At 44.1% G+C, this 20,921-nt stretch carries 13 protein-coding genes and 1 pseudogene; 4 read left to right on the forward strand and 10 right to left on the reverse strand.

The features are described from left to right. Positions 1-1,138: 1,138 nt before the first annotated feature. The 3 genes from ACSAZL_RS09760 to ACSAZL_RS09770 form a co-directional block, all read right to left on the reverse strand. The gene (locus ACSAZL_RS09760) at positions 1,139-1,552 is read right to left on the reverse strand and encodes a response regulator (protein ID WP_440948479.1); all 414 of its coding nucleotides are present in this window, start codon (positions 1,550-1,552) and stop codon (positions 1,139-1,141) included. A gap of 3 nt (positions 1,553-1,555) precedes the next feature. Further along, positions 1,556-4,177, reverse strand: coding sequence for a histidine kinase dimerization/phosphoacceptor domain -containing protein (locus ACSAZL_RS09765; RefSeq protein WP_440948480.1), 2,622 nt, complete (start codon positions 4,175-4,177; stop codon positions 1,556-1,558). An 83-nt stretch (positions 4,178-4,260) separates the two neighbouring features. Beyond that, positions 4,261-5,046, reverse strand: coding sequence for a helix-turn-helix transcriptional regulator (locus tag ACSAZL_RS09770; protein ID WP_440948481.1), 786 nt, complete (start codon positions 5,044-5,046; stop codon positions 4,261-4,263). 1,199 nt (positions 5,047-6,245) lie between these two features. Between ACSAZL_RS09770 and ACSAZL_RS09775 the strand changes: the two genes are divergently transcribed. Next, a complete protein-coding gene (locus ACSAZL_RS09775) occupies positions 6,246-6,467 on the forward strand; it encodes a hypothetical protein (protein ID WP_440948482.1) in 222 nt (73 codons plus the stop codon). 492 nt (positions 6,468-6,959) lie between these two features. On the opposite strand, the gene ACSAZL_RS09780 is transcribed toward ACSAZL_RS09775, so the two are convergent. From ACSAZL_RS09780 to ACSAZL_RS09805, 6 genes and pseudogenes are all read right to left on the reverse strand, one after another. Next, positions 6,960-8,132, reverse strand: a complete 1,173-nt coding sequence (locus tag ACSAZL_RS09780; RefSeq protein WP_440948483.1) for a PGF-CTERM sorting domain-containing protein — start codon at positions 8,130-8,132, stop codon at positions 6,960-6,962. 129 nt (positions 8,133-8,261) lie between these two features. After that, on the reverse strand, positions 8,262-10,832 hold the full coding sequence (locus tag ACSAZL_RS09785; protein ID WP_440948484.1) for a histidine kinase dimerization/phosphoacceptor domain -containing protein: 2,571 nt from the start codon (positions 10,830-10,832) through the stop codon (positions 8,262-8,264). Between the two features lie 340 nt (positions 10,833-11,172). Continuing rightward, positions 11,173-12,618, reverse strand: coding sequence for an APC family permease (locus ACSAZL_RS09790; RefSeq protein WP_440948485.1), 1,446 nt, complete (start codon positions 12,616-12,618; stop codon positions 11,173-11,175). Positions 12,619-12,899: 281 nt separating this feature from the next. Then, a pseudogene (gene mtbB / locus ACSAZL_RS09795) lies at positions 12,900-14,303 on the reverse strand ([dimethylamine--corrinoid protein] Co-methyltransferase). 21 nt (positions 14,304-14,324) lie between these two features. Further along, positions 14,325-14,969, reverse strand: a complete 645-nt coding sequence (gene mtbC, locus ACSAZL_RS09800; RefSeq protein WP_440948486.1) for a dimethylamine corrinoid protein MtbC — start codon at positions 14,967-14,969, stop codon at positions 14,325-14,327. Positions 14,970-15,335: 366 nt separating this feature from the next. Further along, the gene (locus ACSAZL_RS09805) at positions 15,336-15,779 is read right to left on the reverse strand and encodes a DUF2769 domain-containing protein (protein ID WP_440948487.1); all 444 of its coding nucleotides are present in this window, start codon (positions 15,777-15,779) and stop codon (positions 15,336-15,338) included. 123 nt (positions 15,780-15,902) lie between these two features. Here ACSAZL_RS09805 and ACSAZL_RS09810 point away from each other — a divergent pair, with 123 nt between their 5' ends. Together ACSAZL_RS09810 and ACSAZL_RS09815 are read left to right on the forward strand one after the other, a co-directional pair. After that, on the forward strand, positions 15,903-16,799 hold the full coding sequence (locus ACSAZL_RS09810) for a PAS domain-containing protein (RefSeq protein WP_440948488.1): 897 nt from the start codon (positions 15,903-15,905) through the stop codon (positions 16,797-16,799). A 672-nt stretch (positions 16,800-17,471) separates the two neighbouring features. After that, positions 17,472-18,284 (forward strand): helix-turn-helix transcriptional regulator, encoded by an 813-nt coding sequence (locus tag ACSAZL_RS09815; RefSeq protein ID WP_440948489.1) that lies wholly within the window; start codon positions 17,472-17,474, stop codon positions 18,282-18,284. A 194-nt stretch (positions 18,285-18,478) separates the two neighbouring features. Here the strand turns inward: ACSAZL_RS09815 and ACSAZL_RS09820 are convergent, their stop codons facing one another. Continuing rightward, positions 18,479-19,387: an MBL fold metallo-hydrolase gene (locus tag ACSAZL_RS09820; RefSeq protein WP_440948490.1), complete on the reverse strand. Its 909-nt coding sequence runs from the start codon at positions 19,385-19,387 to the stop codon at positions 18,479-18,481. A gap of 384 nt (positions 19,388-19,771) precedes the next feature. Between ACSAZL_RS09820 and ACSAZL_RS09825 the strand changes: the two genes are divergently transcribed. Beyond that, entirely contained in the window at positions 19,772-20,788 is a 1,017-nt protein-coding gene (locus ACSAZL_RS09825) for a substrate-binding domain-containing protein (RefSeq protein WP_440948491.1), read from the forward strand. Positions 20,789-20,921: the final 133 nt, after the last annotated feature.

The following is a 20,921-nucleotide window of genomic DNA, read 5'->3' on the forward strand; positions in this document are numbered from 1 at the left end:
GGTTTGTTGATGATGATCTCGAAGGGAACTGTAGTATCCAGTAAGGGAACTACTGTCGATATCAAACTTCAAACTTACATTCCTTTCTATCACCGCAAAGACAAGAGGCAATCACTGTAAGAGGCAATCAACTGATGGTCTTGAATAACTTGCAAATTCCACGTTATCCCCTGAACACCTCTCTGGACTGCCATCAGTTCACCTATCCAGCGGACTTTATAGCCAGAGAAACTATGTGGTCAAACAAAGACTCAATCCGAGAGTTTTTCTTATACGGAATTTCTATATAAATGAAGCTATATAGCCTCCTCCATACGGTACTGACATAAGAGAAGAGATAATTTCAAGGCTTTATCCTGTGCAGGACAGAAAGGTTATTGCAAGGGATACGTGATAATTTGATGCCATTCAAAATTTTGGTGGTCCTGTATTAATCAGTTGATATTATTCCTATATCTGAAACTAAGATCTTTTGTTTTTTGATTCTACTTTTTGCAGGGCTGAACTTTTCTCTTCTGCAACGCAAAAAAATGAACAAGTGAATTTATATCTTGATCCGGGGGACCTCATTAAAACTCACAGTTAAATATAAACGCCTCCGCCAGCTTGCCTGGCGGCCCTGCACAAAAGGAAGAAGAAATGAATGAGAAATGAGACTGAAATTGGTACCGTTTTAGCCTTTTGTCCTTCTTTTAAACTCACAAACGCCTTCAGCAGCTTTTACTTGTTAACCTGTTGTTTTCATTCTTCTATCTCTTTTTTGTCTTTTTGGGAAAGACCACTCTCCCGCGTCGAGCGGGACAAGAACGACACAATAAAGCGAATGACATTGGAATGACATTGTAAGGGGCAGAATTCAGGAATTTGAGTCAGACTTGTTTTTTTCAAAAAGATCAACCATGTAAAGAGGGACGACCAAAATTTTAACCTTAAGAAATTACCCTCTCTCGGGACAGCCATTGCCTCCAGGACATTAATCGTCTTCTTCTGCCTTTTACAGCAGTTTTACAACAGGATAGTTTAGAAAACAAGAAAAGGAGAAATCAAATTTGGAAGGAGGCTCGTGAGGAAAAAAATTCCAGCAGAACAAATCCCACGGAGAAAATATAAATAAAACCGATATTTCCCTTTCATAGTCTTATTTTTCCTCTTCAATCGCTTCCTGATTTTCTTTTTCTTTCCTGTACCTGTGCAGAGATATTTCTATATTGCTGTGCAGGTCTTTTTCGTCAAAGGGTTTTACGATGTAGCCAAAGGGGGCGGTCTTTTTAACCCGTTCGACAATATTGCTGTCGGAATAAGCAGTCAGATAAACCACAGGCACATCAAAGCGTTCTTTGATCTCCTTTGCAGCTTCCACGCCGTCAAGTTCTCCTTTAAGCATTATGTCCATCAGCACGAGGTCAGGAAAGGTGCTCTCAGCTTTGCTTATGGCGTCCTCTCCGGATGAAGCGACACCTGTAACCGTATATCCCAGGCCTTTCAACATGCGCTTTATTCCTATCGCAACGATATGTTCATCTTCAACAATCAGAATTCGTCCTTCTGCCATTCCTTACACCCTTTGTTTGTACTTCAGCTCCTGAAAGACAATTATAAACGCGGTTCCCCTGCTGGTATCAAGTTCTATGCACCCGTTAATCTGGTCCACAAGTGCGGTCACCAGCTGGAGCCCGAGGGAATCCGTGTTTCTGAAATCAAGGCCTTCAGGGAATCCTTTGCCGTTGTCCCTCACTATCAGGGTCAGCCTATCCTCTACTTTTTTATCCCCCTGTATGCTGCTGCCAGGACCGTTAGAATAAACTTTCTCACTCTTAGCCACTTGATCTTCTGTATTTTTATAATTTTCTCTTTTCCTGGGCAGATTTCCCCCTTCCCTATGCAGGTGGATGCAGATTTCCCCGTCTTCGCCGTTGGAAAAAGCATGTTTGAGGGCGTTTGAAACAAGTTCGTTGATGATGATACCAAGGGGAACTGCCGTGTCCATGCCCAGGAAAATGTTTTCAACATCAAGCTTCAGGCTGACTTTTCCGCTGCCCGTAGAGTAAGCCTGGAAGAGGTAATCAGCGAGGTTTTTAATGTAGTCCGCAAAGTCCACACTTACCATATCTTCGGACTGGTAGAGTTTTTCGTGGACAAGAGCCATTGACTTAACCCTGTGCTGGCTGTCTTTGAAAGCTTCCATTACCTTTCGGTCTGAAAAATTCCCGGACTCCAGGTAGAGCAGGGTTGAGATTACCTGCAGGTTGTTCTTGATCCTGTGATGGATTTCTTTTTTGTGGATTTCTTCCATCTGCAGCAGAGCTTCTTCGGCTTTTTTGTGCTCGGTGATGTCCAGGATAATGCCCTGGAGGTGGATTCCTCCTTTTCCGTCTCTCTGGATGAAAGTCCTCTCGTCCACCCAGCGAACTTCCCCGAATTTGGTAAAGACCCGGTATTCTGAGGTATAGACGTCACAGCCCTCTTCCACATTTCTGGTAAGTTCTTTTTGCATCTTTTCCAGGTCCTCGGGATAAACGATTTCTCCGTAAAGCATCTTCTTTGAGGTAAAATCCTCTACTTCATAGCCAAGCCTTGTAATGTTTTCCGAGACGAATTCCGCAGGCCATCCTTCTTCATATTTCCATAAAAAGACAATTACCGGACTATTATTGATGACTCGTTCCATTTCTTCTTTAAGCTTGTTGGAACGTTCCAGCTCCATTGCGTAGTCAAGCAGTGCTTTTTCTGCTTCTCTGCGCTGCGCGGTAACAAGATCAAGAGCCCTGCGGGTCTCTTCGATTCCGTCCGTAAGGAGCTTAAAGTCCCCATGCCCATGCACAAGGATCTCTCGCTTGAAATCATTATTCTGAAAAGCCGTCAGAACAGCATTTGAATCATCAATGATCCTGTTGAGGGTTTCGGAAAAATTATCAAGGGTATCCCCGAGCTCTCTGAACTCCCCCTGTACATCTACGTTGACCCGTTCCTTTAACTCCCCTTTTGCAAGGGCATTGGTTACCCTTATTGTCTCCCGGATAGGGATAATTACAGCTTTAAGGATTTCATTCAGGCCAGTTGGGATTTCCCGGAAATCGATTTCCACATCGTTTTTTGCCCTTACATCAAGCTTTCCTTTAACCGCATCCTGGGCAATGCTCTTGAAGTCCTCAACGATTTCATCAATAGGTCTTGTGATGGAGCGGGCAATCATGTAAGCCAGGGCAGCCATGAACAGGATCGAAATTGCAGAGATGATTAGCAGCCTGTTCCGCAGGGCAGTAACTCCGGCAAGCATTTCCTCTTTTGGGACAACCAGAACGAAGGCAAAGTCTCCGGTTTCAACCGGTTCATAAAACATAATAACGGTCTTGCCAGTGGTAGGGTCATCGATCTCGATGTTTCCTCCGATCCCCTTCCGGATATCACTGGCTGCCCTTCTAATTTCCTCCACGTCAAAATCAGAAAGGCTCTTCTTTCCGATCCAGTCCTTCTGTGTGGGATGTGAGAGAAAGATCCCGGTATTGCTCACCATAAAAGCATACCCGGTATCAAACGTTTTGATCTCGCTTGCGACCTCGTCGACATATTCAAGGGGGACGTCAACGCCAGCTATTCCTTTGAACTCCCCGTCTTTAAAAATGGGAGAGTCGTAGCTCACCATGAATACTCCTTCATAAAAGTAAGGTTCGGTCAGGACGTCTTTACCTGTGGTTTCTGGCAGCTGGTAGTAGTCCGAGGAATCATAATTAACAAGGGGATCGATAGTCATCTGACCATTAATCATATTGCAGTAAGGAACGAACCTGCCTGTTTCATCATGCCCCGGAGCATTCACATATTCGGAATCCCTGCCATCAAAAGCATCCGGCTCATACCCTACATAGACCCCTATAAGATTGGGGTTCTCTCTGAGGATATTTTTCAGGATATCCATTGCCTCTTCCCGGTCGGAAGCTTCGTACTCGGCCATAGTAAGCGCAAGGGTTCTTGCAACGGCCCTGTTGGCTTTCATGTCCGCATCAAACTGGTTTGCGTAGTTGGAAGCCATTTCGACGGATTTCTGGTAGGCCAGCATTTCTTCCTGAGCCGTAACCGTGTTTATAATGACTGCCGTGGATACCGCCAGCACCAGAAAAACCCCCACAACAATAAAGATAACCAGTTTTGATTTTAAGGGGATGTCTTTGAACCTCATCGTACTAAACTCCCGCAATTGGTGTTTTTGAGAAAGAACTCCGGATGGAACGGTTATTGTTTAGTATTAAAAAACCACGGGCATTAAATGTCTGTTACTTCCCTGGCGGATTTCCTGTAATGCATGAAAAGCTCCCTGCCCCAGCGAAGTGCACTTGCATCGAAGCTCATAACCTTTCTGTGGTCGTATTTTCCCTGCCTGTCAAAGAGGCAAAGGTACATGAAACGGTCTGTAACTGCAATGGTGGGAATATTAAAGCTTTCTTCGCAAACCACCACAACCGTGTTTTCGGAATCTAGAAGAGAACCAAGTTCATCAGGAAACTCATTTTTCAGCCTCTCAAACACGGATTCTGTCAGCACGAGTTCCACTTCAGCCTCACTCTTTGCAAGCTTCGAATATAAAGAAGGATACAGGGGATGATAATAAGAAAGAGAGCTCAGGATGCACCTGGATTTTGCAAGATTTTCAGTAAACTCCCTGGGGAGGTCAAAAAGGTGGTTCAGGTCAGGCTCGATAACCATGCATTCACCAAGTTCACCAAGGCGCATGAACATCTCCTTCGGTATCACGCTCGTATCCCGGCTTGCCCAGTATTCCTTGTTTTCCTCGATAACCTCAAGTGTATTGAGCAGGGGCAGCATGTTCCCTACCACCAGTTTTCCAATCTCCGAAAGTTCATAAGTGTCCCCTTCCTGGAGGATCAACTCCTGCTTTTTCAGGATCTTGATCTGAGGCATCATCGCTTTAGCAGTCACATTGAGAGAGGTTTTAATCTGCTCGATGTCCCGGGGCCCTTCCATCAACAAGAGGAGAAGGTTTTTCCTTTTTTCAGAAAGCCAGATAGTATCGCATAAAGATGAGCTCATTGCTACTTTTATAATATTGGAAACCTTTTATTAATATGTTATGTTATGAAAAATAAATTAGTATCAGGAAATAAATTTGGATGGGAAGCCTGATCTTTCATTGAAAGAATAAAAAGAGTATCTCTTGTCCTTTTTTGCAATTTCCGACTTTTTATCTATCCTGACTTTTTATCTTTCCTTGTTTTGCAATTCCTAACTTTTTACCTCTCTCTATTTTGCAATCCCTAACTTTTTACCTTTCTCTATTTTGCAATTTCCTGAGTTTTTGCCTATTCCTGACTTTTACCTATCCCGATATTACAGGAGAACTTAGGTTAAACCCGAGAATTATACTTTTTCTCGGGAGGAGGCTTTTAAGGCTCTCAAAAATTTTAACAGCATCAAAAAATCTCTTCACAATGGCATTTTCCCACTACTCACTCCTTAACCTGAAAGTTTTGAAAAAACCCCCTAGGTTGGGCTATATATTATTGGAGTTATAGTATAAATCACAAACTGGGAACATTATCAAACCTTCTGGGATAGACAAATTGTCTTGAGTAAATCCCTGGTGCCATAAAAGAGAAGGTTTAAAAGCAGATTAAAAATGGCAAAAAAAATGGATTAAGTATAGTATAGATAAATTATTGCATCCTCGAAAAGAAATTAAAAGAAATCTCAGGGAACAACGAAAGCTTTCCGGGCTGCATGTGGGAATGCAATCTGGAACTTCCGGGACAAACTGAGAACAGAGAGAAAAAGAATATCTGAGTGCCATCAGAGATTTGAAGGCAGTTTCCTTAGCTGCTCGTGAACCCAGCAACTGCATTACAACATTTACCTGAAGTCTGTGGCCGTGGGGTTCAGGGTCATATTCTTCAGGTACCTCCAAATAATACCTGCTCTTTTTAAATGATTTACCTGCTTTAAATACCTGCTCTTTTTAAGGATTTACCTGCTTTATTTTAAGTAATTGAAAGTTTTAATGGAATCAAAAAATCACATGAAATAAGTAATGTCCTGAGATCCTTTCCCTAACCCATGGCAGTTGAAGGAACTTCATAGGTTGGGCTATATATCATAAATCATATAATAAAAGCTGTCAGGAACAGCAAAAAGAGGTTCTTCCTGGCATGATTTGAGGCTCAAAAGAAGGGATAATTTTGAGAAGCAAACATAAGATGTAAAACCAGATACATCAAAAAGAACCTCAAAGTGATATGAGTTTGGAACTCATCAAAAAGAACAAAACACCACCTTATGAAAAAAACGGGATTTCAGAAAAAACGGGAGATGAGTTTGGGAACTCATCGAAGAAAAGAAAATCTGTTAGGATAGGAGAGAAAAACGAGAGAATGCCAGTTAAAATAACTTCTCATAAGAACCCCCGAACTGAGAGAGAAACCCGAATTAATAGATATGAGAGGGAAAGCCCCAATTAGTAAACAGCTAATGGTCGAAAAGACCCTCAAGATCTCAAGTCAGGGTTTTGTGATGTTGTGGACATTATCCTGAATGGCGACTTGAGATTATGGCAACTTGAGGGTCATCAGGAAACAAGATCGGGATAATGTATGGCCTGATACATAAGCTGTTGAACATTTCTTTACTCTACCTGGGAACAAAGTAAAAACAGTGAAATGAACTGGCATATAAATCACTGTAAATCACTGTAATAATCTCATTCCCTGCAGATTTCACCTTTTACTTCCTTCTAATTTTACTTCCTTCATCCTGATATACTTCAACAATCCTGCTTATTTTGAGAGCAGTTTCTGCCAGATTAGCCGCTGGATCTTGAGGGTGAGTTACTGAAAAACGTAAGCAAAGAATCTCTTTACATTTTTCCCAAACACAAAGGATGTGCTCGTTTTTTCAGATTTGATCATTGACTCACCCCACAACTCAAGTTTTTTATTTTCTTCTATGACTTTTTACTTTCTTCTATACATAAATGCTGCAAGCAAGCCGGCCACGCCGAAAATCACTTCAAAACCAGGCGTTCTCAGGCTTTCATTCTGTTCATTTTCCTGTCCGGCTTCCGATCCCTCCCCTGAGACTCCGGCTTCCGATCCATCTTCTGAAATAGTGCACATGTATATATCGGGGTTTTGTTCACCATTGCGATAATCTGTCCACACAATCCTGTCCCCGTAGATAGCAAGCATTTCCGGCTGTGCATTGGTGGTGATCTGGGTTTCCGTGGAAGTGGAGATGTCGTACATGTAGATATCGTATTTATCTAGCGGGATAGTGGCAGGTATCTCATCAAAGGTACCGTTGCTTTCATAAGGATTGCGAGAATCCGTCCACACTATCCTGTCCCCGTAGATAACAGGACCTTCTACCACTGATTCATTGGTAGTAATTCGAGTTTCTTTTGATGTGGATAGATCGTACATGTATATATTCCGATTATCAAGCCACACTATCCTGTCCCCGTAGATAGCAGGATAAGCCCTGTCGGATTCATTGGTAGTAATCCGAGTTTCTTTTGATGTGGATAGATTGTACATGTATATATTCCGATTATCAAGCCACACTATCCTGTCCCCGTAGATAGCAGGATAAGCCCGATCGGATCCATTGGTAGTAATCCGAGTTTCTTTTGACGTGGAGAGGTTATACATGTAGATATCAGGGTTTCCATTGCGCGAATCACCCCAAACTATTTTGTCCCTGTAGATAACAGGGTAAGCCCGGTCGGATTTATTGGTAGTGATCTGCGTTTCCTTGGAAGTGGAGAGGTCATACATATAGATATCAGCGATATCCCAGTTTCCATTACGCATATCCGTCCATACTATCCTATCTCCATAGATAGAAGGACACCATTGAATTGATTCATTTGTGGTGATCTGAGTTTCCTTGGAAGTGGAAAGGTTGTACATGTAGATATCGAAGTTTCCATTGCGGTTATCCTGCCACACGATCCTGTCACCATAGATAGAAGGATCTACCTGAATTGATTCATTTGTGATCTGAGTTTCCGTGAGGGTAAGTTGACCATCTACGCGCTGTGTAGAAGCTGCCGACTCTGCAGATGTAAAGGAAATTAAGAATACAAAAGCAAAGGCTATTGTAAACAGTTTTTCTTTATTTATCATTTATTCCTCCTTCTTTGTTTTTTCATATATAGTCACGCCAGGAAATATTTACACATATAAACAAGAACAATAACCATAAATAACTCTAGAAAGTGCAGTTGATTGTTGAGATGACTATAATATCAACACTCATATCTTCTGCCTGTATTTCAATTCCCGGAACCTGATCCTGAATTCGGTTCCCCTGCTCGTGTCAAGTTCAATGCTGCCCTCAACCTGGTCCACAAGGGAAACAACAAGCTGCAGGCCAAGGGAGTCGGTCTCTCTGAAGTCAATATCTTCAGGGAAGCCTTTGCCATTATCCCTGACAATAAGCGAAAAACACTTCCCAGGGACTCCTGCCTTGCTTCCTTTTCCGGTTTCAAGTCTTCCGGTCTCCTTGCCATCCTTTCCGTTTTCTTCCTTTTTGAGGCAGATGCAGATTTCCCCGCTTTCCTTTTCCGAAAAAGCATGTTTAAGGGAATTTGAGACAAGTTCGTTGATGATTATCCCTACGGGAACTGCCGTGTCCATGCCCAGGAAAACGTTGTCAACATCGAGCTTCAACTTGATGTCTCTGTCCCCCACCGAATAGGCCCCAAAAAGATAGTTTGCAAGGTTCTGGATGTAGTCCGAAAAGTCAACGCTGATCATTTCATCGGACTGATAGAGTTTTTCGTGGACAAGAGCCATAGACTTTACCCTGTGCTGGCTGTCCCTGAAAGCCTCGATTACCTTTTCGTCGGTGAAGTTTCCGGACTCAAGGTAGAGCAGGGTAGAGATTACCTGAAGGTTATTTTTGATTCTGTGGTGAATCTCTTTTTTGCGGATTTCTTCCATCTGCAAAAGGGCTTCTTCGGCTTTTTTATGTTCGGTTATGTCAAGAACGACGCCCTGAAGGTGAATCTCGCCTTTCTCATTTCTCTGAATAAAAGTCCGTTCGTCCACCCAGCGGACTTCCCCTGACCTGGTAAGGATCCTGTATTCGAAACTGTAGTCTTCACAGCCAGATCCCACATTCCTTGCAAGTTCGACCTCAACTTTTTCCAGATCTTCCGGATAGACTATGTCCCCGTAAAGGATTCTTCTTGAAGTAAAGTCCTCTACTTCATACCCGAGTCTTGTAACGTTTTCCGAGACAAACTCTATTGGCCAGCCTTCCTCATATTTCCACAAAAAGACAATAACGGGGCTGCTGTTAATTATGCGTTCCAGCTCTTCTTTTAACTTGTTAGAGTGCTCAAGCTTCCGCGCATAATCGATAAGGGCTTTTTCTGCTTCCCTGCGCTGGCTCGTAATCCTGTCAAGAACTAGGCGAGTCTCTTCAATCCCATCGGTAAGAAGCTTGAAATCACCCTGGCCCTGGACCCTGATGGATCTTTTGAAGTTATTGTGCTGGAAGGCTGTAAGGACATAATTTGAGTCATCAATAATCATATTGAGAGTCTCGGAGAACTTATCAAGGGTATCCTCAAGTTCCCGAAACTCCCCCTGTACATCAACATTGACTCTTTCCTTTAGCTCTCCTTTTGCAAGAGCGTTGGTCACCCTCATCGTCTCCCTGATGGGGACTACTACCGCGTTGAGAATTTCATTCAGACCTCTGGGAATTTCCCGGAAATCAACTCCCACATCCGTATCAGCCCGTACCCCCAGTTCTCCTTTAACCACTTCATGGGCAATGCTCTCAAAATCCTCAACAATTCGGTCAATTGGTTTTGTTACGGACCTTGCAATCATATAAGCAAGAGCAGCCATGAACAGAATTGAGATTGCAGAAATGATTAGCAGTCGGTTTCTCAGGTCCGTTACTCCGGCAAGCATTTCTTCTTTTGGGACGACCAGTACGAAAGCAAAGTCTCCGGTTTTAACAGGTTCATAGAAAAGAATAACGTTCTTGCCTGTTGTAGGGTCTGTTGTTTCAAGGTGCCCACCAACACCATTTTTTATATCGACGGAGGCTTTTCCGAGCTCATCTCCTCCAAAATCAGGAAGGTTATTTTTTCCTATCCAGTCCTTACGTGTGGGATGGGAGAGAAGAACTCCGGTGTTGCTTACCATAAAAGCGTATCCGGTATCAAAAGTCCTGACTTCGCTTACCTCCTCGTCCACATAGTCAAGAGAAACATCCACCCCTCCGATCCCTGCAAATCTTCCATCTCTGATGATTGGAGAAACGTAACTCACCATGAAGACCCCTTCATAAAAGTAGGGTTCGGTGAGCAAATCTTTTTTAGTTTTCTTTGGGAGCTGGTAATAATCCGAAGTATCATAATGAAGGAGAGGAGCAACTGAAACAGTCCCGTTCATTTTATTCCAGTAAGGGACAAACCTGCCAGTCTCATCATGAGCAGGTGTATTTATGTATTCGGCATCTTTCCCGTCAAAAGCATCAGGTTCAAAAGCAACATAGGTCCCGAGAAGGTGAGGGTTGTCACGAAGCAGGTTTTCAAGAATAAGGAGGACTTCGGCCCTGTCTGAGGTTTCGTAGCTTTCCATGGTTGTGGAAATTGTCCTTGCAATGACAAGGTTGGCTTTCATATCAGTGTCGAACTGGTTTGCATAATTGGAAGCCATTTCAACCGACTGCTGATACGCCAGCTTTTCTTCCTGTGTTGTAACCGTGGAAATAATCACGGCTGTGGAAGCCGTAAGGATTAGAAAAACCCCGAGTACGATATAGAGAATCATCTTTGTTTTCAACGGGGTATCACTGAGCATTATTGACCCTCATTTTTTGTTTCACCCTTTTTAGCTGCCTAACAGGGGAAAATTACTTTTGTGCCCCGAAAAAAGACCCGCTCTTAAATTTCATTATTCTACCGGAGAATCCGTGCTGTATGAGACTTTCAGTTTTTGCATGTTAAATCCTGAAATATTTTTTAGTCAGAAGGATTTCCCGACCTCAGGAAAAATCAGGTGCAACCTTTAATAGACAATTTCTATGAGCAATTAAAATATTTAAAAACTACTAAAAAACATCTTAAAGCATATGTGAAAATGTGAAAAATTAGATACGGTAAAAAGAAGGAATGCAGGATAGTTTCTGCATCCTTAAAACTCATGTTGCGGTTTCACCCAGTACGGAGGTTTCTTTTTCCACCTCTATCGGGTTTTCATTCTGCGAATAGAACCAGAGAGGGATATAGAGGGCAAGTACCACGAAACCGACTATTGTAGAGGTCCAGCCCACCTCAAGGCTATTGAGATAAATAATCCCGATCAGACAGAGAGGCAGGTTAAAGAACCCAAAGAAGGCGGCAACATACTGCCAGCCCCCCGGGGCTTTGAAAGGTCTTTCAAGCGTTGAGAAACGGGGGTCGAATTTTGCTTTCACATATGCGAAAAGGCTGATCCCGTTTGCACAGACATACCCTATTGCAGAGGCTGCCAGGATAGCTGCAGGCGTCCCCAGGAAGATGAAACCCATGTTAAAAAGTGCAATAACAATCATTGCATTAACAGGAGTCCCGTGGGGGTTCATCTTCCCGAAGAACTTCGGCAGATTTCCTTCTTCAGCCATGGAATACATAGCCCTTGAAGCGCCCAGGAAAGCAGTCTGGATGATAAGGATCATTGCTGCAATCAGCATGAGAATGGTAAGGGCCCCTCCTATCGAACCCAGGGTCATCTGAGCCATAGGAAGCATTGGCGAAAATGGTTCGGCCAGGATTCCTTCGACACCCAGAGTCCCGGTACAGGCTGCCTGAACAAGGATAAAGGTCACAAGGCAGATAGCCCCGCAAATAAAGAGGGCTTTGGGCACATCAGACTTCGGCTGCTTATATTCAGGCCCGTATATAGCTGCAGTTTCCCAGGCACAGGCACTCCACTGGGCCATTGCCATAAGCCCTAGCAGGATAAGGATGTGATCCAGATCCCAGCTCCAGTCAGTCGGAAGCCAGGCGCCTGTAATATTGCTCAGCTCAAAGTGCCCTGTTACGAAAGGTGCAAGAGAGATAATTATAAGCGGGGCAAGCGAAAGCACTGCAAGGATATACCCGAGTGTCGCTCCGCCTGAAAGTCCGCGGTAATTGACAAGGATCAGGAACAAAAATACAACTGCACCGGATGCGAGATAGAGAGCAAGGTCAGGCACCCCGGCAAATGCAGGGACAAGCCCTTTGAGGTAACTTCCTATAAGGATTGAAAAGATAGCAAGCACGGGGTTCCAGGCGAACCAGTAACTCCAGGCACTGAAACCTCCGAGTAATTTACTCCTGTCATACTGTTTGTTCTCATCCTTTGCCCCGAATACGCTCTGGGCATACCCTGGCAATCCGGAAGCTTTAGGGAACATTGTTGCAAGCTCCCCATAAGCAAAGTTCTGCATGAAGCCCTGGAAGACAGAAAGCGCCCACACAATAATAGCAAAAGCCCAGACATAACTTGCAAAGTAGCCGATAGAAGGAAGAATCAGCACAGGAACACCAAGGGCGATTGCAAGCCCCTGCTTCCAGTCAATTGTTCGCTGAAGCCCTCCGGTTTCAATTTTTTCGTCGCTCATTTCAACACACACTCCGTTGGTTATTTGCTGGCATAACCTGACGATTCGCACAGCTATTGCAGCATGAATAAGCCTGCAGTACCTGCAAGCAGAAGAAGTGGGAGGAAGTCAGGACCGGGATCAGGAAGCTGCATCTTTATTCCCAGCAGCAAGATCCGGAAAAGTTTCACACCCAAATCCCGAAGGTTCAGGGGGAAAGGAAGGTCCTGATATCCATCCTTACTTTTTTGGCAATTTTTTGTGCAAATACGGTTATGTTTCGGTTTGTTTCTTGCCTGTGTTTATCTTGTCTGCCTTCTGAAAAGTTCGCAGGAGTTTATCCTGATATCGAGCAGCTTCTCGATATTCATCTTTGCGGCAATACCCTTTGCAGCACCCGGAACTGAGGTGATCACGCCAATGTCGAGCTCCTCACGGAGTTCACGCATGACATGTTCATCCGAGAGATCCATGGTGTCAACGTTGAGTTTCTTTGCCACGTACTCTTTTGCCTCTCCGATGCGCATATTCTTTGAGAACTGCATCCTTGCAACAAGGTCGCCTGCGGCCCTGATCCCGGTCATACCGGAAGCCATTATGTGGGAAATCGGCATACCCAGAGGGTCGCCGACCCCGATCTATATGCCGTCGACTCCGGCAACTTCGACCATTGCCTTGCTAGCCCTTGTAACAGCATCCACAGGTGGAGTTTCAAGCATTGGGATTCCGCCCACACCCATGCCCATGTCAACATGGCAGGGCAGGGAAGATACCTTTACGGCCTCTTTTATGAAGGTGACAGCTCTTGCAAGATTCCAGGGAGAAGTTTTGCTGGTATTCGTGTTCACAACAGGCCCGAAAACGTTTGCTCCTGCCTTTGCGACAAGGGGAGCCTGCTGGTGAGGCCAGAGCCCTGCAAGGGTTACGCCGTCGTACTGCAGGTTCCCGTGCATCCCGAGTACCATCTCGCCTGCCATTCCGGCTTCGATGTACATGTCAGGAAACTCTTTTCTCAGGGCTTCGATTGCATGCAGGGTTCCGTAGAAGTCCCCGTCGCCTGCGGCTGCAGTCGTGTCGAAGTTAACTCCATCTGCGCCGGAAGCAAAGAGTTTCTGCATGATCCAGACTGTGTCCCTTGTAAGGTGTTCGGCTGCGTGTTCCATTGAGTCCCAGGCTTCCGGTATCTTGAAAGCTTTCATGAGGTCGCCGGGGTTTTCGAAGGGCCCGTCAGGGGTATAGTAAAGTCCCATGTTCGGCATTGCGCCGTAGAAAAGGGGAATAATCATATTCTGCTGGCAGACTTCCATTGCCTGGCACTCGTTTGAGACCACGGGTTTAACCGGCTTGAAACTGTAGTCGATATGCCCGAGTTCCATTGTGTCGGCACCAAAAGCCCTCTCATGCGTCATGCAGCCGACAAGCCGGCTGGAAGGAATTCCAACGCCGCTGTTCCCCTGATCCCCGTCAAGCCTGATGGTACCTATATCGTGAGTAACAGGGACTTCCATCCCCTGTTCTACACTGACAGCCTTTCCGGGCATCATAAGGATTTCTGCAAGCTTATCAATTTCGTCAGCGCTGAGATCAGGGATTTCTCCAAGGTCTGAGGCATTAGCCATTCCTGCCTCAAGTTCCTCTATGATCTTTTCTTTTGTGAGGAAGACGCGTTTCCCGTCCCCCATCCTTAAAGCATATTCAGTTGCCATTTTTGATCCTCCATCGAGAGTTCAGAGCAGCAGTTCTTTTGCCTTTGCCACTGCTTCGCTCGCATTTTCTGCATAGCAGTCCGCACCGATTTTTTCAGCCCATGCCTGAGTTGCAGGGGCACCGCCTACCATGACTTTTATTTTTCCCCTCAATCCTTCTTCTTTCAGGAGCTCGATAACCTCTCTCTGCCCCTGGAGAGTCGTGGTCATAAGTGCAGAAAGCCCTATCATGTTTGCATTGACTTCTTTTGCTTTCTCGACAAAGTTTTTGATAGGGACATCCCTGCCGATGTCATAGACTTCAAAACCAGCTGACTGAAGCATGGTTGAGACAATAGACTTACCTATATCGTGCACATCTCCCTCGACTGTGCCGTTTACGATAACTCCGAGTTTCTTTGTTTCAGCCCCTGCAGGAAGATCAGCTTCAAGGACCTTGACTCCTGCTGTCATTGCATCGGCTGCGATCATCACGTGGGGCAGGAAGAGTTTTCCCCTCTCAAACAAAACTCCTACCTGGTTCATGCCAGCAGAAAGCCCTTTTTCAATAATTTCTGAAGGCTCCATAACCTGCTTTGCTTTCTCAACTGCAGCGAGTACTGCATCTTTTTTACAGGAGATTACAGCGTCCGAAAGCTCCTGAATAAGTTCTTCTTTAGTTGCCATTTTTAAACCTCCGATTTCCTCAGAAACTCTCTTCAGCATCCGAAGCACCGTGACTGAAGTTTGATTCCTGATTGTAGATATTATATGTGTAGAATTATATAGCCCAGCCTATAGTGTTTTTTCTTAATGGTGCGGATTTGGAACCTCCCGGAAGCATCGTGAAGGAACGGAGGCAAAGGACAGGCTCTTTGGTTGAGGCTCAAGCAATAAGTTTTTTTAATTGCATTGAAATTTTCAATACAAATAAAAATCGAGACAAAAAAAGGAATGGGTTCAGAAATCAGGAAGTGAATCCGCGTTCTCAGGAATCGATTCTTAAAGATTCTCAGAAATCGATTCCTAAAGAATCTCTGCGTTATTCATTCGTTACTTTGAATGCATATTCCGGTCATCCAGCACGCAGACCCTGATCGTCCCGGCACTCGTGTGGAAATTTGTGCAGATATTAGGAGAGATCCGGGGACCTTTAAAAGCTTCCACGCTCTCTCTGGGCTGACAGAAATACTCTCCTTCAAGCCGGAACTTTTTAAAAAGCTCACATGTTTTGCAGAGACAGCCCTCTTTTTTGCTCCTCTCTTCGCTGTTGCCTCTAGCACAGAACATACCTGTGCCCCCCGGATAAGAGGGACAGGTTTTGCAGACGCAGGCTTTCAGGTGGTGGTAGGAACTGCAGATCCCGAAATACCTTCCGTATATTTCCCTGGCTTTCAGGGAAATGTCGGGCATATCCCATGAGAACTCTTCTTCTGCTTCGGTGTTTTCGTCGTCTTCTACCGGGACTTCAAAATCCAGAACATTCCCCCTGAGCAAAAAGGACATTAATTTATAAGATGTCAAAATATATTGTATATTGCTTGAGGGTTTTATAAATACATTTTTACCTTTGCCGTTGAGGGCTCTGGATTTAAAAGGCTTTGGAGGAAAAGGGATAATATGGGATTCAATCAGGTAGCTGAAAGCGACGAACTTATTCTTGACGAAGCACTCGAAAGGCAGCGAATTCTGGAAACCGTAATCGATAACAGCCCTGTAATGGCTTTTCTCTGGACCCCGGAAGATGACTGGCCTGCCAGCTACGTCTCGGAAAACGTGACCCAGCTCGGGTACAGTGCAGAGGACTTCCTTACGGGCAGGATTATGTATGCAAACATAGTCCATTCCGAGGATATAGACCGGGTAAGAAAGGAACTCACCAGATGCTGTGAAATCGGAAAAGATGATTTTGTCAATAGATATAGGGTCCTTACAGGTAAAGGAGAGATCCGCTGGGTGGAAGAAAAGACCTTTATCCAGCGCGACGAAAGAGGAAACGTGGTCAATTTCCAGGGCATAGTAAGGGACGTTACCTCTGAACTCAAAAACGAAAAAGCACTACGAGACGCCCTTGAAAGCCAGAAAGGTCTCATGGAAAAGCAAAAAGCCCTGCTTGAGCGGCAGAGAGCCCTTGAGACAGTGATAAACAATAGCTCGGTGGTGGTTTTTCTTTGGAAAGCTGAAAAGTACTGGCCCACGCTCTATGTATCCGAAAATGTCCGGCAGTTCGGGTATACGCCTGAAGATTTCATTTCAGGAAGAGTTCTCTACGGAAAAATCATTCATCCTGAAGACCTCCTTCTTGTGGAACTCGAACTTGAGGAAAACTGTGAAGAGGGAGGGAAAGAGTTCAACCGCCAGTACCGCATCCTGACAAAGAGCGGGGAAGTCCGCTGGGTGGAAGAAAAAACCTTTATCCAGCGCAACCAGGAAGGGCAGGTGACCAGTTTCCAGGGCCTTATCGAAGACATAACTGAAAAGCTCAAAAAACCTGAAAATAACCGGGATGTAACCTGATTATGGATTTTAGCAATGAGTTTAGCTCAAGAGGACTAAATTTTGAGTAGATTATTCAATACTGTCCTGCCAGGTATAATACTGTCCCGCCAGGCGCAGGAGAATGGTCTTGCAGACAAATAAGAAGAAGATGAAGAAAACCCGAAAGTAAAAACACTCGAAGAAGCCGTAAAAACAAAAAACGAACAAATCAAACTCTACCTGAAAAATAATTTTTTGAGTCTCTTTTTCATTCAAACTTCTTTTTTGCTTTTTGTGCTTTTTTTGCAGGGGCGTCAACCAAGCTGGAAAAGGCTCCCTATATCTATCTGCGGATAGGAAGGCAGTTTTTGAGGTCAAAAGAACTCGTTTCTCTGTTTAATCTTGAAAAACTTACTTGAAGAAAAACCGGTTGTAAGAAAAAAGCACCTATAACGAACGATATTTATAAGAGAGGAGGAAATATACATTATAATTAATAAAATATATCATATAAAATGTATAAATGTGTGCTTTATAATAAGCATAATATGATTGGGTGCAGTACGATTGAATAAAGTACTACAAATCTTACAGACCTTATCATCGATTTGATGCCTGATGATACTATAGACCTGATTATCATGCTTTAAGCTTGGATATGCTGTAAAAGTACAGGCTAAAGACTTCATTTGTCCGGTTCAGGTGCATAATATGGAAGACTCTTTAATTAACCTTATTTTCCTCTCAGAAAAAAGAAAAAATGTGCTTCTCCTGCTGCTCGAGGGACCGAAGGATATCAATACGATTAAGAAAAAACTTAAAGCAAGTGCAACTTCAGTCCAGCCCCAGATAAAAATGCTCAGGGAAAAACACCTTGTAGTTCAGGAAAAGGACCTTTACAGGCTCAGCGATATAGGAAAAATCATCACCGAAAAAATGAAACCCCTTCTGGATACCCTTTCTGTGCTGGAAGAAAGTGTAGATTACTGGACTGACAGGGATCTGAGCAAAATCCCACCTTTTCTCCTGCACCGTATAGGCGAACTCGGGCACTGCATTACAATTGAACCCCAGATAGAACATATGTTCGAAATGATTCCCGAATATGTAAAAAATGCTGAAGAAGCTAAGAAGTTCGAAGCGCTTATTTCTTATTTCCACCCTCTTTTTCCTTCATTTTATCTCGGACTTGCCAAAAAAGGTACCTCGGTATCCCTGATCCTTCCCAAATCAATCCTTAGAAGGTGGATCGAGGAGGATTACAGGGAGCAAACAAGGCAGTTTCTTGAGATGGAGAATACTAAAATCCGGGTTTGCAAAGACTGTGAAATGCATCCTAATATTGTGGCGGCAGACAATTTCATGGGACTGGCCCTTTTCCCTAAGGACGCCGCCTTTGATCGAAAATACCTGATAAGTTTTGAACCCGGAGCTCTTGCCTGGGGCAAAGAACTCTTTAACTACTACGAAAAAAACTCGGAAGGAGTTCAGAATATAGACAGCTACGCCAGCAGTATGCCCTGAAAAAAACAAAAAAATTCCTCGTATGGTAAATTAGATATGTATCCTTAAGTCCTGCGATGTGTAGAGGTATTTGTCAATTCCGTTTCTTCAATTCCTGCAAGATATATTAGAGATGTTTGTCGATTCCTGCAAGACATATTAGAGATGTTTATCGATTCCTGCAAGATATATTAAAGATAGTCCCGAGGTTCTGATCAGAGATACTCCTCAAGTCCCCCCTCTCCTTTTGCATAAGCTTCATGCCAGCCCCGGGGCACAGGCAATTTTTCATAGAGCATTTTTCTCCTTGCTTCAAGCAGTTCCGGCTCCTTTCCCATGAACTCTGCCGCACAAAGGACAGTGTTTTCAACCTTTCCTGCAAGCTTTTTTAACCACATATAGCCTTCAAGAGACCTCAGGAGGTGGTGGTCAAGGATCAGGGTTTCAACATTTCTGGCAAGCAGAAGTGCGTTTTCAAACGCCTCTTCCGAAGCTTCAGGGACGTGGTGGGAGAGGTAGAGCGGGGGACCTGAAGAGAAAACTACTGTCGGTTTCCAGGCAAGTACCTCAAGCACAGTTTCCCTGTCCAGAAGCTGGATATCTGAGCTGTGGACAAACACGTCATCCCCTTCACAGACCCGGGTCATCATTACCGTGCCAAACCCCTTATCTCTTGTCCCGTGCGGGACAGGGTACGAAAAACTTATGCAATCGAAACTGCTGCCTTCGGACGAAGGGAGGGAGGAATCCAGAAAATGAGAAAACTCTTTTCTCCTGCGGGCCGACAGACCTGAAATCTTTTCCGGACCTTTGCTCCAGAACCGGATATCTTTCAGAGGAGGTAGAGCTTCTACTGGCAGTTGGTAAGGGTCTTCGGCTTTCATGGGCATGTGGTCCCCGTGGTAGTGGCTGATTACTACATCAGTTGCACCCTCAAAGGCATAAAGGATTTTTTTTCTGATTTTGAGGGCAGCTGCAATCTCTACAGGGTGAGGAGGCAAACCATACCGCAGGCGAGCCAGGGCAACTCCCGGATCGATCAGAATTTTTTTCTTCCCGGTTATTACAGTGCAGGCAAGAGACCTTGCTCCGAAGGACTCGCACCCGAGGATTTCGATTTTCATGCGTTCTTATTGGTATTAAGAATAAAACTGTTTTTCTGAGGCTTTAACAAGAAAAAAATTGTTAATTTAAACGTAATATGGCCTTTACCTACAAAATAAATATTAAAACCTATGTTAAAGATTATATAGGAGGAAGTTTCTAAAACAATATAGATAGTGATAATTATAACTATAACAAAGTGTCTCTAAGGTAAAATAAGCTGATATATGACACATGTGGAAAATCTCTAGCTGATATCTAATTTAAAGAATATAAAGCATATCTCTGATAATATTAAATAAATTCTCTGAAAAATCCTAAATAAAATTTCTTTAAAAACTAAAAAAATAGTTTTCGAAAAAATCTATTTTTTTGAAGCCACCATATAAAACGGAGTCAAAGACATGAACCCCGAGAACTCCCCTAAAAAGCGTCCTGCCCGCTTAAAAGCGGGTTCTTTTCCCGGAGCTATGATAGCTCTTCTGATTGTAGTTATTGCGGCATTTGCAGCTATTGGGATGGTTGAAGACCCTTTTTCCCTTTTTCAGCCAGTTGAAAAAACAGATTTTACGGAGGCCCCTGAAACTGAACTTTCTCCCCATTCCGAACTTACTATTTCAGGTAGTACCACAGTAAAGCCTGTATCGGATCTCCTGGCCGAAGCTTTTACGGAGACTCATGAAAACTGCATTGTAACCGTAATCGGAGGAGGATCAGGTGCGGGGATTTCATCGGCTGGCACGGGAATAGTAAACATAGGTTCGGCTTCGAGAGCTGTAACAGATGAAGAACTCCTGAAATATCCAGATCTCCAGACCCATACAATAGGACAGAGTGCTGTTGTGGTGATCCTGAACGGAATAGAGGGCAATTTTACAGACAAAAATGAGCTTATTAAGGTTTTTAGCGATTCCGATGGGAAAGCGGATCTTGTTCTCGACGAAAAAAGCGGGGAAATTCGCGTAAATAAGGATGGCAACAGTTTTCAGGTCTTCCAGAGATCGGATGAAAGCGGTACTGAAGAAATCTTTGCAAGCTACCTCGGGATAGGAAAGAACCTCGACAGCTACGGGGCTGAAGGAAGGCTGGGAAATGAGGGAGTGCTTGCAGCCACTGAAAATACATCCAGTTCCATTGCTTTTGTTGATTTCGGTTTTGCGGAAAGAAGTCAGAAGGTTTCCATTGCCGGGATAGAATCTTACGGGAGTACGGAAATAACGGATAAAAACATAAGAGCCGCTCTTGCGGGAACCGAAAAGCCGTTTCCATCCGAAAACTTAACCCTCACCAGACCCCTGAACTATCTTACCAAAGGAAAACCCGACCCCCTGGAACAGGCATTTATCGATTTTGCCAGGTCTCAGGATGCAGTCTTCATTTTCAAGGAATGCGGGTACTTTTCAATCAGGGAAATTAACTGAGAGGTGGGCTTTATGCGACATTTTCTGAAAAACCATCTTTATGGACTGAGATTTTGTCCAGAGCGAAGATTCTTCTCTGAGAAAGAGCAGCTTCACCGCAAGAAAAAAGTTATGATTGAATTAAGCCCTACAT

It is taken from the genome of Methanosarcina mangrovi (genome assembly GCF_052057765.1).
Classification (GTDB): Archaea; Halobacteriota; Methanosarcinia; order Methanosarcinales; family Methanosarcinaceae; genus Methanosarcina.

Bases quoted from the DNA above. Each gene is read 5' to 3' on its own strand.
- ACSAZL_RS09760 (WP_440948479.1), bottom strand. From the start codon at position 1,552: ATGGCAGAAGGACGAATTCTGATTGTTGAAGATGAACATATCGTTGCG.
- ACSAZL_RS09765 (WP_440948480.1), bottom strand. From the start codon at position 4,177: ATGAGGTTCAAAGACATCCCCTTAAAATCAAAACTGGTTATCTTTATT.
- ACSAZL_RS09770 (WP_440948481.1), bottom strand. From the start codon at position 5,046: ATGAGCTCATCTTTATGCGATACTATCTGGCTTTCTGAAAAAAGGAAA.
- ACSAZL_RS09775 (WP_440948482.1), top strand. From the start codon at position 6,246: ATGAGTTTGGAACTCATCAAAAAGAACAAAACACCACCTTATGAAAAA.
- ACSAZL_RS09780 (WP_440948483.1), bottom strand. From the start codon at position 8,132: ATGATAAATAAAGAAAAACTGTTTACAATAGCCTTTGCTTTTGTATTC.
- ACSAZL_RS09785 (WP_440948484.1), bottom strand. From the start codon at position 10,832: ATGCTCAGTGATACCCCGTTGAAAACAAAGATGATTCTCTATATCGTA.
- ACSAZL_RS09790 (WP_440948485.1), bottom strand. From the start codon at position 12,618: ATGAGCGACGAAAAAATTGAAACCGGAGGGCTTCAGCGAACAATTGAC.
- mtbC (WP_440948486.1), bottom strand. From the start codon at position 14,969: ATGGCAACTAAAGAAGAACTTATTCAGGAGCTTTCGGACGCTGTAATC.
- ACSAZL_RS09810 (WP_440948488.1), top strand. From the start codon at position 15,903: ATGGGATTCAATCAGGTAGCTGAAAGCGACGAACTTATTCTTGACGAA.
- ACSAZL_RS09815 (WP_440948489.1), top strand. From the start codon at position 17,472: ATGGAAGACTCTTTAATTAACCTTATTTTCCTCTCAGAAAAAAGAAAA.
- ACSAZL_RS09820 (WP_440948490.1), bottom strand. From the start codon at position 19,387: ATGAAAATCGAAATCCTCGGGTGCGAGTCCTTCGGAGCAAGGTCTCTT.
- ACSAZL_RS09825 (WP_440948491.1), top strand. From the start codon at position 19,772: ATGAACCCCGAGAACTCCCCTAAAAAGCGTCCTGCCCGCTTAAAAGCG.